This is a genomic window from Pseudomonas sp. HUK17 (assembly GCF_001566765.1).
Genome location: NZ_LSMW01000003.1, coordinates 40,337 through 56,020 on the forward strand (window position 1 = coordinate 40,337; position 15,684 = coordinate 56,020).

The 15,684-nt window shown below is 66.8% G+C and carries 13 protein-coding genes; 7 read left to right on the plus strand and 6 right to left on the minus strand.

The window, feature by feature from the left end:
* Nucleotides 1–2 precede the first annotated feature (2 nt).
* Nucleotides 3–1,520, plus strand: coding sequence for an aldehyde dehydrogenase family protein (locus AX284_RS01710; RefSeq protein WP_153015300.1), 1,518 nt, complete (start codon nucleotides 3–5; stop codon nucleotides 1,518–1,520).
* Between the two features lie 3 nt (nucleotides 1,521–1,523).
* Nucleotides 1,524–2,678, plus strand: coding sequence for a M20 aminoacylase family protein (locus AX284_RS01715; protein WP_068383239.1), 1,155 nt, complete (start codon nucleotides 1,524–1,526; stop codon nucleotides 2,676–2,678).
* Between the two features lie 27 nt (nucleotides 2,679–2,705).
* Here AX284_RS01715 and AX284_RS01720 read toward each other — a convergent pair whose 3' ends face one another.
* Nucleotides 2,706–3,608, minus strand: a complete 903-nt coding sequence (locus tag AX284_RS01720) for a LysR family transcriptional regulator (RefSeq protein ID WP_068383241.1) — start codon at nucleotides 3,606–3,608, stop codon at nucleotides 2,706–2,708.
* 329 nt (nucleotides 3,609–3,937) lie between these two features.
* On the opposite strand from AX284_RS01720, the gene AX284_RS01725 reads away from it, so the two are divergent.
* From AX284_RS01725 to AX284_RS01740, 4 genes are all read left to right on the plus strand, one after another.
* Nucleotides 3,938–5,263, plus strand: coding sequence for a DUF3100 domain-containing protein (locus AX284_RS01725; RefSeq protein ID WP_068383243.1), 1,326 nt, complete (start codon nucleotides 3,938–3,940; stop codon nucleotides 5,261–5,263).
* A gap of 238 nt (nucleotides 5,264–5,501) precedes the next feature.
* Nucleotides 5,502–6,428: a ribokinase gene (gene rbsK, locus AX284_RS01730; RefSeq protein ID WP_068383245.1), complete on the plus strand. Its 927-nt coding sequence runs from the start codon at nucleotides 5,502–5,504 to the stop codon at nucleotides 6,426–6,428.
* A gap of 48 nt (nucleotides 6,429–6,476) precedes the next feature.
* Nucleotides 6,477–7,808 (plus strand): L-fucose:H+ symporter permease, encoded by a 1,332-nt coding sequence (gene fucP / locus AX284_RS01735; RefSeq protein ID WP_068383247.1) that lies wholly within the window; start codon nucleotides 6,477–6,479, stop codon nucleotides 7,806–7,808.
* Between the two features lie 13 nt (nucleotides 7,809–7,821).
* A complete protein-coding gene (locus tag AX284_RS01740; protein ID WP_068383249.1) occupies nucleotides 7,822–8,907 on the plus strand; it encodes an aldose 1-epimerase family protein in 1,086 nt (361 codons plus the stop codon).
* Here AX284_RS01740 and deoR read toward each other — a convergent pair.
* Nucleotides 8,900–9,664 carry a DNA-binding transcriptional repressor DeoR gene (gene deoR / locus AX284_RS01745; protein WP_017642939.1) on the minus strand — a complete coding sequence of 255 codons (765 nt, stop codon included), beginning with the start codon at nucleotides 9,662–9,664 and terminating at the stop codon, nucleotides 8,900–8,902. The genes AX284_RS01740 and deoR overlap by 8 nt on opposite strands.
* Nucleotides 9,665–9,758: 94 nt before the next feature.
* Between deoR and deoC the strand changes: the two genes are divergently transcribed.
* Nucleotides 9,759–10,436, plus strand: coding sequence for a deoxyribose-phosphate aldolase (gene deoC, locus AX284_RS01750; RefSeq protein ID WP_064307648.1), 678 nt, complete (start codon nucleotides 9,759–9,761; stop codon nucleotides 10,434–10,436).
* A gap of 100 nt (nucleotides 10,437–10,536) precedes the next feature.
* Here deoC and cobM read toward each other — a convergent pair whose 3' ends face one another.
* The 4 genes from cobM to ltrA form a co-directional block, all read right to left on the minus strand.
* Complete coding sequence (gene cobM / locus AX284_RS01755) at nucleotides 10,537–11,268, minus strand: precorrin-4 C(11)-methyltransferase (protein WP_064307649.1); 732 nt, start codon at nucleotides 11,266–11,268, stop codon at nucleotides 10,537–10,539.
* Nucleotides 11,265–11,987: a cobalt-precorrin-6A reductase gene (locus AX284_RS01760; RefSeq protein ID WP_064307650.1), complete on the minus strand. Its 723-nt coding sequence runs from the start codon at nucleotides 11,985–11,987 to the stop codon at nucleotides 11,265–11,267. Before AX284_RS01760 ends, cobM begins: the two co-directional genes overlap by 4 nt.
* 251 nt (nucleotides 11,988–12,238) lie before the next feature.
* Entirely contained in the window at nucleotides 12,239–13,441 is a 1,203-nt protein-coding gene (locus tag AX284_RS01765; protein ID WP_064307651.1) for a bifunctional cobalt-precorrin-7 (C(5))-methyltransferase/cobalt-precorrin-6B (C(15))-methyltransferase, read from the minus strand.
* A gap of 184 nt (nucleotides 13,442–13,625) precedes the next feature.
* Entirely contained in the window at nucleotides 13,626–15,359 is a 1,734-nt protein-coding gene (gene ltrA / locus AX284_RS01770) for a group II intron reverse transcriptase/maturase (protein WP_068383251.1), read from the minus strand.
* Between the last annotated feature and the right edge of the window lie 325 nt (nucleotides 15,360–15,684).

Consider the following 15,684-nt stretch of genomic DNA (forward strand, 5'->3'; position numbering starts at 1 on the left):
TCATGATGAACGCCAAGACACTGGAATTGCTCAAGCCCTTCTGGGGCGACCGCCAGCAGGTCGCAAGCTTTGTGGACGGCGCCTTCGTCGATGGCAGCGGCGAGCGGATCACCGTGCGCAACGCCCATGACGACAGCCCGGCCTACAGCTACCCCGATGCCGACCTGGCCGTGGTCGAGCGCGCCGATACCGCCGCCCGCCGGGCGCGCGAGGAATGGCGCGCCCTGACCGCCCAGGCGCGCGGGCGCATCATCTACAAGGTTGGCGCCCTGGTCCGCGAGGAGGCCGAGGTCCTGGCGCAGCTGGAATCGCTGACCGCCAACAAACCGATCCGTGATGCCCGCGTCGAGGTGCTCAAGGTCGCCGAGATGTTCGAGTACTACGCTGGCTGGGCCGACAAGCTGCATGGCGAAGTCATCCCGGTGCCCACCAGCCACCTCAACTACGTGACCTACGAACCCCTGGGCACGGTGCTGCAGATCACCCCCTGGAACGCACCCATCTTTACCGGTGGCTGGCAGATCGCCCCGGCCATCACCGCCGGCAACGCGGTGATCCTCAAGCCTTCCGAGCTGACTCCGGTGACCTCGCTGCTGCTGGGCGTGCTGGTGGAACGCGCCGGTGCGCCAAAGGGCCTGGTCAACGTGCTCGCCGGCCAGGGCCATACCGTCGGCCAGCAGGTGATCGCCCACGCCGACATCCGCAAGGTGGTCTTTGTCGGCTCGCCGGCCACCGGCCGGCACATCGCCGCCGCCGCGGCCCAGCGCTGCATCCCGGTGGTGCTGGAGCTGGGTGGCAAGTCGGCCAACATCGTCTTCGAAGACGCCGACCTGGACCTCGCCGTACGCGGCGCCCAGGCGGCGATCTTTTCCGGCGCCGGTCAGAGTTGCGTGTCCGGTTCGCGGCTGCTGGTGCAGGAATCCATCTACGAGCGCTTCATCCAGGCGGTGGCCCGCGCCGCCAGCCAGTTCAAGGTGGGAGATCCGAGCGATCCCGAGACCCAGATCGGCCCGATCCACAACGCCAAGCAATTCGCCCATGTGCGCAACATGGTGGAAGGTGCCCTCGGCGAGGGCGCGCGACTGGTGGCCAATGGCGTCGAACCGCTGCCCGCCGGGACCGGCTACTACGTCAATCCCACGGTGCTGGCTGGCCACAATGGCCTGAGTTGCGCCCAGGAAGAGATCTTCGGGCCAGTGGTGGTGGCTATCCCGTTCAAGGACGAGGCTGACGCCATCCGCATCGCTAACGACAGCCGCTTCGGTCTGGCCGGGGCGGTCTGGACCCGCGATGTCGGTCGCGCCCACCGGGTGGCCCGTGGCGTGCGTGCCGGTACCTTCTGGGTCAACGGCTACAAGACCATCCACGTCAGCTCGCCTTTCGGCGGCTACGGCGAGAGCGGCTACGGTCGCTCCTCGGGACTCGACGCCCTGCGCGAATACAGCGAAGTGAAGAGCGTCTGGGTGGAAACCGCCGCGGTGCCCGCTGCCGGCTTCGGCTATGGCGCCAGCCTGGAGTAACAGATGACTATCCATCAAGCCTTGTTGGACGATGCCCGCCGCTGGCGTCGCGATTTCCACGCCCATCCCGAGCTGGGTTTCGCCGAGCACCGCACCGCGGCGCGGGTGGCCGAGTTGCTGGAGGGCTTCGGCCTGGAGGTCCATCGCGGCCTCGGCGGCACCGGCGTGGTCGGGATACTGCGTCATGGCGAGGGCCCTAGCCTGGGCCTGCGCGCCGACATGGACGCCCTGCCGATGCAGGAGGTGGGGGACGTCCCCCATCGTTCCACCGCCGCCGGGCGCATGCATGCCTGCGGCCATGACGGCCACACCGCCATCCTGCTGGCCACTGCGCGCCACCTGAGTGAGAACCGCGATTTTCGCGGCACCCTCTACTTCGTCTTCCAGCCCGCCGAAGAGAATCTCGGCGGCGCCCAGAAGATGATCGAAGACGGCCTGTTCGAACGGTTTCCGATGGACGCCATCTACGGCTTGCACAACTGGCCGGGGCTGCCGGCCGGGCAGGTGGTGGTCAATCCGGGTGCCATGATGGCTTCGCTGGACACCTTCGCCATCACCCTGACCGGCAAGGGCTGCCACGCGGCCATGCCCGAGCGCGGCCGCGATCCCATCGTCGCCGCGGCGGACCTGATCCTGCAGCTGCAGACCATCGTTGCCCGGCGGATCTCGCCGCTGGCGTCGGCGGTGGTCAGCGTGACCATGATGGAAGCGGGGGAGGCGATCAACGTCATCCCCGAGGTGGCGCGACTCCGGGGCACGGTGCGTTGCCTGGACGGCGCGGTGCGCGCCGAGGTGGAGCGGCTGATCGGCGAGATCGTCGCCCAGGCGCCGCTGGCTCAGGGCGTGCGCGGCGAGCTGGAATTCACCCGCGGCTATCCGGTGACCCAGAACCATCCGGCCCAGGCCGCGCGGGTGCGTGAGGCGGCGGTAAGGGCCTTTGGTGCCGAGCGGGTCAGCGACGGCGTACCGCCATCCATGGCCTCCGAGGACTTCGCCTTCATGCTGGCGGCGCGTCCCGGCGCCTATCTCTGGCTGGGGGTCGACGGCGCCCAGCCCTCGGCGCCGCTGCACAACCCGGCCTATGACTTCAACGACGCCATCATCGAACCGGCCGTACGGTTGTGGGCCGAGCTGGTGCGCCAGGAACTGCCCGCCTAAGCCCTTTGCAGCGAGTGCCGCCGACGCTCAGCGAAAGGCGGTCATCTGCTGCACCAGGCTGGTCCGCAACTCGTCCGCGGCGCGGCTGAGCTTGCGGCCCAGGCGGGTGACCAGTTCGACGTGGGCACGGGCGAAGCCGGGATCGGCCAGGGGCAGGGCGCGCAAGGCGCCGCTGTCCAGTTCCTGGGTCGCGGCGAACAGCGGCAGGAGCGTGACGCCGCCCTGCTGGGCATAGTGCTTGAGCAGGGCGAAGGTGTTGCAGGTCAGGGTCGGCGCCAGGCGCTGGCCGGCGGCCTGCTCCACGGCGTCGAGCATCTGGCGGATGCCGTAGGAGATGTCCGGCACGGCCAGGCGATGCTCGCCCAGCGCTGCCAGAGTCACGGGGCCCTGGGTCGTGGCCAGCGGATGCTCGGGCGCCACCATGGCATACAGCGGCTGCTCGCGGCTGCCATGTACGCGCAGGTGCGGATCGCGCGGCGGATTGAACACCAGCCCCAGTTGCGCCTCGTCTTCCATCACCTGGCGAATCACCTCGTTGGTGCCCACCACATTGACCCTGACCTCGATCTCCGGATGCCGCGCGGAAAAGTCGCCCAGGGTGCACGACAGGTCGCCGATGAAGCCCTCGCCGATGGCCAGCACCACGCGGCCGGTGCGCAGGCCCTGCAGGTCGGAGATGGCGTCTCTCAGGCCGTCGAGCTGGGTCTGGCGCTGGCGGAAATAGTCCAGCACCAGGCGCCCGGCCTCGGTCGGGGTGATGCCGCGGCGGTGTCTTTCGATGAGGTCGACGCCCAGCTCCGCCTCGACCTGGGCGATCTGCCGGCTGACCGCGGACGGGGCGATATCCAGGGCGTCAGCTGCGGCGCGCACGCTCCCCAGGCGCACCGCTTCGACGAAATAATGCAAGCGCTGTTCGTGAATTCCACGCATCCGTGTGTTCTCTTAAAGGCAACGGAAAAGGCCATTTCCAGTATTGGAGAGAGAACAGGCCGCTGTCCATACTCGGGCCAAGACCACGGCCGCCCCGGCCTGGGCGAAGCCCGCGGCGCAAGGCCTCGGAAGGCGGAAAGGGCCGCGCAGGATGGCGTTCCTGCAGGCGTTCCACCCTTCGGAAAACGCGCATGCAACTTTGCTCAGGCACCTAGAACGACCGGGTCGCGCTCCTTCGAGGAGCCTTCGTTTCTGCCCAGCGAGCCTCGCCGCCCGCGACTGCCAACCATACCAACAACCGAGCCCGCGAGCGGGCCGCAGGGGGAAGAATGAGCGCCAATCCGACGCTGGCCGTGGGCCAGGACCGAGCCGTCAGCAATACCGTCAGACTTTATATCTGGGCAGCGCTGGTGCTGCTGATCGCCGAGCTGATCGGCTCCCTCACCATACCGCTGGGGCCGGGCAAGGTGGTGCTGCTGCCGATGATCTGGGCGCTCTTGCTGGGTGCGGCGGTGGGGCAGGTGGGCAAGCGCATGCCGCTGGGGCTGGGTATCGACCGCGGCGCCCAGGTGCGCTCGGCGGCCATTCTGCAATACGCCTTGCTGGTGTTCATCGCCAAGCTCGGCCTGGTGGTGGGCGGCTCGCTGCCCACGGTGATCGCCGCTGGCTGGGCACTGGCCTTCCAGGAGCTGGGGCATTTCGTCGGCACCATCCTGCTCGGTCTGCCGGTGGCCCTGCTGCTGGGCATCAAGCGCGAGGCCATCGGTGCCACCTTCTCGGTGGGGCGCGAACCGAGTCTGGCGATCATCAGCGAGCGCTATGGCATGGACTCCCCGGAAGGTCGTGGCGTGCTCGCCGAGTACCTGACCGGCACCCTGTTCGGCGCGGTGTTCATGGCCATCGTCGCCGGCTTCATCGCCAGCCTGAACATCTTTCACCCCTATTCCCTGGCCATGGGCGCCGGCCTGGGCTCGGGCAGCATCATGGCCGCCGCGGCCGGTGCCATCGCTGCCCAGCAGACCGCCGAGGTGGCCAAAGAGGTCATGGCGCTGGCCGCCGCCGCCAACCTCATCACCCTGACCCTGGGCACCTATTTCACCCTGTTCATCTCCCTGCCGCTGGCGGTCTGGGGCTACCGGGTGATGGAGCCGCGCATCGGCCGTACCACCAAGGCCTCCTTCCAGCAGAGTGCGGTGGATGCCGCCGTGGTGGACGAACCCGTGGAGCTGGGCTGGTCGGCACGCTTCAGCGCCTGGCTGGCCTCGGGTGCCCTGGCGCTGCTGGCGACCCTGGTGATGAGCAAGACCCTGCCGCCGGCTGCTTTCCTGGGCGTCGTGGTGATGATCCTGGCGGCCTTCGTCGGCGAACTGCTCTGCCAGCTGTTCCGCCGCAAGGTGCCGGCGGTGTGCTGGGTATCGCTGGTGGCCATGTTCCTGACCTCGCCCTGGTGCCCGCTGGCGCCGCAGATCACCGCCGCCCACAACGCGGTCGGCATCATGGCGCTGATCACCCCCATGCTGGCCTTCGCCGGCCTGTCCATCGCCAAGGACATCCCGGCCTTCCGTCGCCTCGGCTGGCGCATCGTGGTGGTTTCGCTGATCGCCAGCTTCGGCACCTTCATCGGCGCGGCCTTCATCGCCGAAGTGTTTCACTGATCCTCGCGCGCACCGGGTCTCCGGTGCGCCGCTCCCCGCTACCGTACTGCCCCCTCGTCTGACTCGCCTGTCCCTGCATTTTCGTGTCGCAGCTCCCAGCCTTGAGTCCTGGCGGCCCGGTGTCGTCCGTGGACGATCACCGGCGCTTGAGCTGCGCCCCGAGTTGCAGTATCTATGATGGAAAATTAACAAAAACCGTTAATTTAATAACATCAAGAAAAACGGAGGGGCGCTGGGCATGGGCAAAATCGCGGTCATCGGCAGCAACATGGTCGATCTCATCACCTATATCGAGCGACTGCCCGTGCAGGGCGAGACGCTGGAGGCGCCGGACTTCGCCCTCGGCTGTGGCGGCAAGGGCGCCAACCAGGCGGTCGCAGCGGCCAAGCTGGGCAGCGAGGTGCTGATGGTGACCAAGGTCGGCGACGACCTCTTCGCCGACAACACCCTGGCCAACTTTCGCCGCTTCGGTATCGACACCCGTCACGTGACCCGCGCGCCGGGTCGCTCCAGCGGGGTGGCGCCGATCTTCGTCCAGCCCGACTCACATAACAGCATCCTCATCGTGAAGGGCGCCAACGCCGCCCTCGGCCCGGCGGACATCCAGGCGGCGGAAGCCGATCTGCGCGATTGCGCGCTGATCGTGCTGCAGCTGGAAATCGCCCTGGAGACGGTCTACGCGGCCATCGACTGCGGCCAGCGCCTGGGCATCCCCGTGCTGCTCAATCCGGCGCCGGCGGTGGCCGACCTGAGCGCCGCGCACCTCGCCCGGCTGGATTACTTCGTCCCCAACGAGACCGAACTGGCCCTGGTCAGCGGTCTGCCCGTGCAGGATCGCGAGAGCGCCTTCGCCGCCGCGCGGGTGCTGGCCGGTCGCGGCATCCGCCATGTGGTGGTCACCCTCGGTGCCCAGGGCGCGCTGTACGTGGGCGAGGAGGGCGAGTTCAGCCTACCCGGCCAGACAGTAGCGGCCATCGACACCACCGGCGCCGGCGATGCTTTCATCGGCTGTTTCGCCCACGGCCGCGTCCAGGGCCTCGGCCTGCGGGACGCCATGCAACAGGCGGTGGCCTATTCGGCGCTGTCGGTCACCGGGCGCGGCACCCAGACCTCCTATCCCGAGGCCGCGGTCTTCGAAGACTACCTCGCGTCCCTGGATCTCTGACGCAAGGTCGGCAATCCCTTCACCCTGGCACCCCTACGGAGAACAACAATGAGCCAGTCACCCCTGCGGCCCAGCGCCGACGGCTACTACCTGAACCGCACGCCGTGGTTCGCCTTCATCTTGCTGTGCTGCATCTTCGCGCTCTGGGCCGCCGCGGCGAGCATGAACGACGTGCTCATCGCCCACTTCAAGAAGGCCTTCCTGCTCAGTGATTTCCAGACCGCCTTCGTCCAGTCGGCCTTCTACCTCGGCTATTTCTTCCTGGCCCTGCCGGCCGCGCTGATGGTGCGGCGCTTCAGCTACAAGACGACCATCCTCTTCGGCCTGTTCCTCTACATGGTCGGCTGCCTGCTGTTCTTTCCGGCCGCCTCCATGGCCAAGTACGGCATGTTCCTGCTGGCGCTGTTCGTGATCGCCGCGGGGCTCTCCTTCCTGGAGACCGCCTGCAACACCTACTCGACCCTGCTCGGGCCGCGCGAGACCGGTACCCGCCGGTTGAACATCTCCCAGACCTTTCACCCCTTTGGCGCCATGACCGGCGTCTACGTGGGCAGCTTCGTGATGTTCAAGGAAGGCGATGCCAGCCAGGCGCAGCTGCTGCAGATGAATCCCGCCGAGGCCGCCGCCCAGCAGCTGCAGATGATCCAGGCCACCCTGACGCCCTACCAGTGGATGATCGGCGTGCTGGTGCTGATCTTCGTGCTGATCGCCTGTACCCGCTATCCGGCCTGCAAGGGCAACGATGCCGTGCGCAGCGAGCGCGACGGCATCGCCGCCAGCCTGGGTCGGCTGAGACGCAATCCGCGCTTCGTCTTTGGCGTGCTAGCGCAGTTCCTCTATGTCGGCGCCCAGGTAGGCGTCTGGAGCTTCACCATCCGCCTGGCCATGCAGCTCGGTGGCATGAACGAGCGCAGCGCCTCCTGGTTCCTGCTCACCACCTTCGCCGCCTATTTCGTCGGCAAGCTGATCGCCAACCTGCTGATGCGCCGCTGGCATCCGGCCAAGGTGCTGGGCGTCTACGGCGTGCTGTGCATCGCCCTGCTGGCCTACACCATCCTGGTGCCGAACATCACCGCGGTGTACGCCGCCGTGGGCGTGAGCATCTTCCTCGGCCCCTGCTGGCCGACCATCTATGGCCTGACCGTCGACGGCATCGGCCGCGATACCGAATTCGGCGGTTCGCTGCTGGTGATGAGCATCGTCGGTGGCGGGGTGATCCCGATCTTCCAAGGCCTGCTGTCGGACTACACCGGCGGCAACATGCAGCTGGCCTATTCGGTGCCGCTGCTTTGCTTCACGGTGATCGTCGCCTACGCCCTCTATTGCCTGCGTCATCCGGCCAGCGAGCGGCTGCCGGTGGGCGCTGCCCAGACCGCCTGAGGAGGGCGCCGCCATGTCCGTACGCCTGCCCCTGCAGCCTGAGCAATTCACCGCGTGCGAGCGCACCCTGCTCGCCAGCGACGCCTTCCAGGTGCGCGCCTGGACCTATCCCTCCGGGGTGCGCGCCCTGGCGCTGGAGAATCGCCGCGGCCGGCTGATCGTACTGCCCTACCAGGGGCAGATGGTCTGGGACGCCAGCTTCGACGGCTGCCGCCTGACCATGCCCGGATTGTTCGACCAGCCGCGGCCAACCCGGCGGATCATCGAGACCTATGGCTGCTTCATGTTCCACGCCGGGGTGCTGCGCAACGGCTGCCCGGCGCCGGAGGACAGCCACGAGCTGCACGGCGAACTGCCCTGCGCGCCGCTGGACGAGGCCTGGCTGGAGCTGGGCCGGGACGCGGAGGGTGACTTCCTGCGCCTGGGCGGTCGCCATGACTACGCCATGGGCTTTGGCGATCGCTATCGCGCCCAGCCCAGCGTGACCCTGAGGCCGGACAGCGCCGTGTTCGAGCTGGGCCTGGAAGTGGAAAACCAGGCCGGCCAGCCCATGGACCTGATGTACATGGCCCACATGAACTACGCCTACGTACCTGGCGGCCGCTTCCATGAGCCTCTCGGCGTGGCCTGCACCCGAGTGCGCACCAGCGTGCCGGCTCATGTACGGCCGACCGCCGACTGGCAGGCTTTCATCGCCGAGCTGGCCGAAGATTCGGAGCGGCTGCGGGTGCTGGATGCACCCGCGCGCTACCAGCCGGAAATCGTCAGCTTCATCGATGCGCCGGGTACCGACGCGGCTGGGGAGGCGCACTTCCTGCTGGAGCATCCGAGCGGCGCCGCCTTCTACACGGCCTATCGCCCAGAGAGCTTGCCCCATGCCACGCGCTGGGTGCTGCACAACCCCGACCAGCAGGTGGCGGCCTTCGTGCTGCCGGCGACCTGCGAGCCGGAGGGCTATCTGGCCGAGACCGCCAAGGGGCAGGTGCAGCAGCTGCAGCCGGGTGAACGGCGCACCTTCAGCGTGCGCACTGGCTATCTCGCCGCCGCCGAGCGCGAGGCGCTGCTGACGCGCCTGGCCGACCCGGCGCGGATCAGGTAAGCAGTTGCGCGCCGTTCGCCTCGATCCGCTCGCGATAGCTGCGCGGAATGCGCCCGTCGCTGACCACCAAGTCGAAGTCGTCGAGCGCCGCGAAATGCGCGGCGCGCACCACGTCGAACTTGGTATGGTCGACCAGCAGCAGCCGCTGCTGGGCCTGGCGCAGGACCTTCTGCTTGACCTCGACCTCGTTGAAGTTGAAGCAGGTGACGCCGAAGTCCTCGCTCACCCCGGCCGCCGAGACGAAGGCGTGGGTGAGGCGCACGCCGTCGAGCACCCCGGTCTCCAGGCGACTCTCGAAGATCTGGTTCTTGCGCTGGAAGGTCCCGCCGCACACCACCAGGGTGCAGTTGACCTTCTGCTGCAGCTTGAGCAGCACATTGAGCGAATGGCAGACGGCGGTGAATTCCAGGTCATCGGGAATGAAGTCCACCACGAAGGGCGTGGTGGTCCCGCAATCGAGGAAGACGGTGTCGCCGGCGCGGATCTGCGCCGCGGCCAGCCGACCGATGCGGCGCTTTTCCTCGACCTGGCGCAGATCCTGTTCCACCACCTGGTAGCCGGGCGCCTCGCTGCCGCCGACATCGCGGGTGACGTGACCGCCGAGCAGGCGCAGGCCGTCCGGTGGGAGCCGCAGGTCGCGTCTCAGGGTCATTTCCGAGACACCCAGCAGCTGGGCCATCTCGCGCAGGTGAATGGCGTGCTGATCCTGCAGCGCCTGGTGCATCAGCTTGAGCCGAGCGGCTTTCTTGCTATCCATGAGGGGTGCGCTACGGGAGTCCGACTAGAGGTGCAGGCCGCACCAACCAAGAATTCTGATCCGATCATACGCTACCCGTGCCTGAGGAGGCCCCATGCAGCTTGAACCCGGCGAACTCGCCAAGACCATCGACCACACCCTGCTCGCCGCCGATGCCCGCCGCGCCCAGATCGAGCGCCTGTGCCAGGAGGCGCGCACCCATGGCTTCTACTCGGTGTGCGTGAATTCCGCCCAGGTCCCCCACGCCGCGGCGCAACTGGCCGGCAGTGCGGTCAAGGTCTGCGCGGTGGTGGGCTTTCCGCTCGGCGCCGGGCTGAGCGCGGCCAAGGCCTTCGAAGCCGAGCAGGCCATCGCCGCCGGGGCGGGGGAGATCGACATGGTGCTCAACATCGGCTGGTTCAAGGATGGCCTGCTGGACGAGGTCTCCGCCGACATCGCCGCGGTGCAGGCGGCCTGCGGTGCGGTACCGCTCAAGGTGATCCTGGAGACCGGTCTGCTCGACGAGCCTCAGAAGCGCCAGGCCTGCCGGATCTGTCGCGACCTCGGGGTCGCCTTCGTCAAGACCTCGACCGGTTTCGGCCACGGTGGCGCGACCCTGGAGGACGTGCGGCTGATGCGCGAGGAGGTGGGCCCGGACATGGGCGTGAAGGCCTCCGGCGGCGTCCGCGACCGGGCCACCGCCCAGGCCATGCTGGACGCCGGCGCGACCCGCCTGGGGACCAGTTCGGGCGTGGCCATCGTAAGCGGCGGCGAGGGTGGCGCGGGGTATTAGAGCAGGACGCCTGTAGGTTGGGTTGAGCGCAGCGAAGCCCAACGATGCCGCCTTGTGTTGGGCTCCGGCGGAGGAGCCGCCTCAGCCCAACCTACGGGTGCTACCCCGGTCCTTGCCGGTACAGCTTGGAATCCTGGAAATCCCCCGGCGCCAGCACCTCGCCGACCATAATCAGCGCGGTGCGGCGGAAATCCTTGTCCCGCGCCCGTTCGACGATGTCGGCCAGGGTGCCCTGGACGCTGTCCTGGTCCGGCCAGCTGGCGCGGTGGACGATGGCCACCGGGCAGCCGGGACCGTAGTGCGGCAGGAGGTCGGCGACGATGCGCTCCAGCTGGCCCACGCCCAGGTGAATGGCCAGGGTCGCGCGGTGGCGGGCCAGGTCGGCCAGCGCCTCGCCCTCGGGCATGGCGGTGCGGCTGGCGTAGCGGGTGAGGATCACCGTCTGGCTGACGCCGGGCAGGGTCAGCTCGCAGCCCAGCAGGGCCGCGCAGGCGGCGGTGGCGGTCACGCCGGGGACGATCTCGTAGGCGATGCCCAGCGCCTGCAGGCGGCGGATCTGCTCACCGATGGCGCCGTACAGCGAGGGATCGCCGGAATGCACCCGGGCCACGTCCTGGCCACGGGCGTGGGCGGCGGCCAGGTGGCCGACGATGGCGTCGAGATCCAGGCTGGCGGTGTCGATCACCGTCTCGGCCTGGTGACCTTCCAGCACCGCGGGCGGCACCAGAGAACCGGCATAGAGGATCACCGGGCACTGGCGGATCAGCCGCTGGCCCTTGACGGTGATGAGGTCGGGATCGCCGGGGCCGGCGCCGATGAAATGGACGGTCATGGGGTTTCCTCGGCCAGGGCGGCGAGCAGCTCGGCGACACTGGCGAATTCGCGGTCGACGCTGGGCAGGGCAGGGCGGCGCAGGATCAGCACCGGCAGGCCCCGCTCGCGGGCGACCTGCAGCTTGGGTTGGGTAGCGGCACTGCCACTGTTCTTGCTGATCAGCACATCGAAGTCGCCCTGGGCGAACAGCGCGCGCTCGGCCTCCAGGGCGAAGGGACCGCGGTCGGCGATGATCCGTGCCCGCACGTGGCCGGGATGGGTGTCGAGCAGGCGCAGGGTCCAGAACTGCCCGCCGGGAATCTCCTGGAGATGCTCCAGCGGCTCGCGACCCAGGGTAAAGAAGGGGCGGACGAAGGGCGCCAGCGCGGTCTGCAGCTCGGCCCAGTCGGCCACCTCGCGCCAGTCGTCGCCCGGTCCGGCCTGCCAGCCGGGGCGACGTAGCGCCCAGCAGGGCAGGCCAGCGTCAGCAGCGGCCTGGGCGGCGTTGTGGCTGATCCGGGCGGCGTAGGGATGGGTGGCGTCCAGCAGCAGCTCGATGCCTTCACTGTGGAGAAAGGCGGCCAACCCCGCGGCGCCGCCGTAGCCGCCAACCCGTACCTGGCAGGGCAGGTCCTGGGGCACCCGACCCAGGCCGGCGAGGCTGTAGATGGCCTCCGCCGGCAGCGTGCGGGCGATGGCCAGGGCTTCGGTGGTGCCGCCGAGCAGGAGGATCTTCATGGGCGGTCTTCCCCAGGAGCGGTGGAGGTTTCGTCATGCATGGCGCGCCCTCACCCCCGGCCCCTCTCCCCGAGGGAGAGGGGAGCGCGCGCGGTGCCTGAGGTCGAGTCGGGAAGCAGGACGGCTAGTCACGCTGTTGAGCAGAGCAGCGGGCGTTAGCCCGCACGCCAGACGTCCAACCTCCAACCGGACCACCCCCTCTCCCCCACGGGGAGAGGGCTGGGGTGAGGGGGCCAACCTCAAGCCAATACTCACGACTTCACCACCTCCAATAGGGTGATAGGCAGCGCCGCACGCCAGGTGTCGAAGGCGCCCAGTGGCTGGGCCTGGGCCACCTGCAGGCGGGTCAGGTCGCCGCCGTGGCGCTCGCGGAAGGCCACCAGAGCGGCTTCGGTCTGCAGGGTCACGGCATTGGCGACCAGGCGGCCGCCGGGCCGCAGGGCGTCCCAGCAGGCGTCCAGCACGCCTGGCGCTGTGAGCCCGCCGCCGATGAAGATGGCGTCCGGTGTGGCCAGGCCGGCCAGTGCCTCCGGTGCCTGGCCGGCGACCAGTTGCAGGGCCGGGGCGCCGAGGTGGTCGCGGTTATGGAGGATATGGGCCTGACGACCAGCATCGGCTTCGATGGCCAGCACCCGGCAGCCGGGATGGCTGCGCGCCCATTCGATGCCGATGGAGCCGCAGCCGGCGCCCACATCCCACAGCAGTTCGCCGGGACGCGGCGCCAGACGCGCCAGGGTCACGGCGCGCACGTCGCGCTTGGTCAACTGGCCGTCGTGGCGATAGGCGCTGTCCGGCAGACCGGGGGTGAGCGGCAGTCCCGCTTCACCGGTCTCGCTCAGGACCTCGATGGCGACCAGATTGAGCGCCGCCGCCTCGGTCAGCGACCAGGCCTCGGCGCGACCGGCGATGCGGCGTTCCAGGGGCCCGCCCAGGTGCTCCAGCACTTGCAGCTGGCTGGCGCCAAAGCCTTGGTCCACCAGCAGGGCGGCCAGGGCGGCGGGGCTGTGACCGTCGTTGCTCAAGACCAGCAGGCGCGCGCCGGGATGGAGATGGCGCACCACCCCGGCCAGGGGCCGGGCCACCACCGATAGCAACGCGACCTCCTGCAGGGGCCAGCCCAGGCGCGCAGCGGCCAGGGAGTAGGAAGAGGGCGCCGGTAGCACCTGCAGTTCGTCGGCCGACAGCTGGCGCGCCAGGCTCGCGCCGACGCCGAACAGCATGGGATCGCCACTGGCCAGCACGCAGACCGGGGTGCCGCGGCGGTCCAGGACCGGGGCCAGGGCGAAGGGCTGTGGCCAGGGCTCGCGGACGGCGCAGATGCAGGGTGGCAGCAGCGCCAGCTGGCGCGGACCGCCGATGACGACCTGCGCTTCCAATAAGGCGCGACGGGCGCTTTTGCCCAGGCCGGGGTAGCCGTCTTCGCCGATACCCACCACGGTCAGCCAGGGGATCATGAACACACCTCATCGAACGTCAGCCGACCGGGCGTTTTCAAGGGGTCGGGGTCGGGTGGCCCCGGAGTCATTATCTGACCCGGGGCCCCCTAAGAACCGTGCTTGCGACTTTCGCAGCACACGGCTCAAGCTTACGAAAAACCAGCCATAGGCTGGCCGGCAACTGTGACGTGCGATCCTAACATCATAGACCGCTATATCTCAGGGTTACCTGTTGCCGCTGGCTATGCACCAGCGAGTGGCAGTTAGGGTGTATGAGCACGCGATTTTTCAGGGTGTCCTTGCCGCCGTCCACCCGTCGAATGACGTGATGGTCGTCCCAGCCAGTTTCCTTATTTACCGCGTGACCACATAAGGCGCAGAGTCCTTTCTGCCGCGTGAAGAGATACAGGATTTGTTTTCTGAAATGCAGTTTGTGCTGCATTCGTCGAACTCTTAGTTTTTCCCATTTCTCTTCGTGTTTCGCATCGTATGGATGGTACCCACCCGATAGCCGCGGTTGTCGCCTTATCTCAGTGTCCGCTAGCTGGTATAGCTGGCAGAACTTGCGTTCACCCTTCTTACCTCTGTAGGGATGCGCAAAAACCCAATTTCGCTTGCCTATGGAGTGGAAGTATCTATTCCGGCACCAATTAGCTTGCTTCTTCGGATGACGGCGCTTCGCCCACCTTCGCAGCAACCAGACGATCAAGCTGTCTAACCGGCTGAAGGCTTTCTTTGCTACGGCTGGAGAGTGGTATTGAGCCCACCCTTTCAGCACCGGATTCAGGCGTCCGATTAGCTCTTCCTGAGTCAATGCCCCGCTGGTTTTTACTATTTCTCTAACCTTGCGATAGAACGTTGAGATGTTCTTTTTCGAGGGTTTGATGAATAGCTTGGTCCGGCGGTAAGGCGACTTCGGGACGTACTTCCTGAAATTCCACCCTAGGAAATCGAAGCCCTGAAGGATGTGGGTTATCTGCGTTTTCTCTTCGGACAAGCTCACCCCTCGTACTGACAGGAATTGCTCGACCCAAGGTATGACCTCGTCAGTCAACAGCTCTTTGGTAGCCGCTGTGATGATGAAGTCGTCCGCGTATCGCACTACATGCACTCTGGGCGTATCGGCGTCGGTACCCGCTAGCTTTCTGGCCAGATGGCCTTTGAGCTGCATCTCCAAGCCGTTAAGGGTGGCGTTAGCCAAACAGGGCGAAATAATCCCGCCTTGTGGCGTCCCGGCCTCCGTAACCATGAAGTGTCGCCGGTCAATTACCCCGGCCTTCAACCACAGCCGCAGTACCTTCTTGTCCATAGGGACGTTCTGGCACAGCCACTCGTGATTGATGTTGTCGAAGAACCCCTTGATGTCACCTTCCAGAACCCACATAGGTGAGTCGTCTCTCGACATTAACTGAAAGATTTCAACCATCGCATCAGCGGTCGAGCGATCCGGTCGGAAGCCGAAACTTTTCGGGTCGCTGGTGCTTTCGATGACGGGTTCCAGGGCTGACAGGTAGAGCGCTTGCATGGCCCGATCAAACATCGTCGGTATACCTAGCGGGCGCTTTTCCTTCTTCCCTGGCTTCGGTATCCAAATCCTCTTTAGCGGTTTGGGCCGATAGCCTCGTTTCTCCAATAGACGCTTCGCGGCGTAGAGCTTGGCTGGAGGCGTCCCCCAGGTTTCTCCATCAACGCCCGGAGTCTTGCGACCCCGGTTTTCAGTCACCCGTCTTACAGCCAAACAGCGACCATAAAACGAATGGGTCAGTAACCGTTGTAGGCGTTTAACCCTACGCCAGTCACCGGCCATTGTTGCCTGCGCAATCTTCAACTGCGTTTTCCGAACGGAGATTTGGATCTTGGCCCAATCGAGATCGTGCCAGCCCTTCACGCCGTCAGGAGACGCAGACGAAACCGATGTTGCTGGTTGCGTATTCATACAGTCCTCCTCAGGTCAGTAACCTTCGGGACGGACTTCTCCCCCTAGGGGTTGAAGTCACCCCTAGGGTCGTTTTGCTGGAAATCAGCACTAGATCATGCGCCCGTAAACCAGGTGCACGTCAGCCAGGGTTGCCCCTGTCGATGATGTTTCAACCGATATGCCGCCCATTACAGACAGCCATTCGCTTTTTGCACCCTCCCATTCCCCACACCCAACAGCTTTCCTTGCGGATTGCCTGCCTTCCGATGTTGCTGGTTAGGCGGGTGGTCGGGATTGCCACGTTCCCCGCTGTGCATCGATTCCCCGGTTAGGTTCCGTCTCT

Excerpts from the sequence above, each read along its gene's own strand:
- deoR (WP_017642939.1), bottom strand. The coding sequence starts at position 9,664 with ATGGATAGCAAGAAAGCCGCTCGGCTCAAGCTGATGCACCAGGCGCTG.
- AX284_RS01720 (WP_068383241.1), bottom strand. The coding sequence starts at position 3,608 with ATGCGTGGAATTCACGAACAGCGCTTGCATTATTTCGTCGAAGCGGTG.
- AX284_RS01710 (WP_153015300.1), top strand. The coding sequence starts at position 3 with ATGATGAACGCCAAGACACTGGAATTGCTCAAGCCCTTCTGGGGCGAC.
- AX284_RS01765 (WP_064307651.1), bottom strand. The coding sequence starts at position 13,441 with ATGATCCCCTGGCTGACCGTGGTGGGTATCGGCGAAGACGGCTACCCC.
- cobM (WP_064307649.1), bottom strand. The coding sequence starts at position 11,268 with ATGACCGTCCATTTCATCGGCGCCGGCCCCGGCGATCCCGACCTCATC.
- AX284_RS01715 (WP_068383239.1), top strand. The coding sequence starts at position 1,524 with ATGACTATCCATCAAGCCTTGTTGGACGATGCCCGCCGCTGGCGTCGC.
- AX284_RS01725 (WP_068383243.1), top strand. The coding sequence starts at position 3,938 with ATGAGCGCCAATCCGACGCTGGCCGTGGGCCAGGACCGAGCCGTCAGC.
- AX284_RS01760 (WP_064307650.1), bottom strand. The coding sequence starts at position 11,987 with ATGAAGATCCTCCTGCTCGGCGGCACCACCGAAGCCCTGGCCATCGCC.
- rbsK (WP_068383245.1), top strand. The coding sequence starts at position 5,502 with ATGGGCAAAATCGCGGTCATCGGCAGCAACATGGTCGATCTCATCACC.
- deoC (WP_064307648.1), top strand. The coding sequence starts at position 9,759 with ATGCAGCTTGAACCCGGCGAACTCGCCAAGACCATCGACCACACCCTG.
- ltrA (WP_068383251.1), bottom strand. The coding sequence starts at position 15,359 with ATGAATACGCAACCAGCAACATCGGTTTCGTCTGCGTCTCCTGACGGC.
- fucP (WP_068383247.1), top strand. The coding sequence starts at position 6,477 with ATGAGCCAGTCACCCCTGCGGCCCAGCGCCGACGGCTACTACCTGAAC.
- AX284_RS01740 (WP_068383249.1), top strand. The coding sequence starts at position 7,822 with ATGTCCGTACGCCTGCCCCTGCAGCCTGAGCAATTCACCGCGTGCGAG.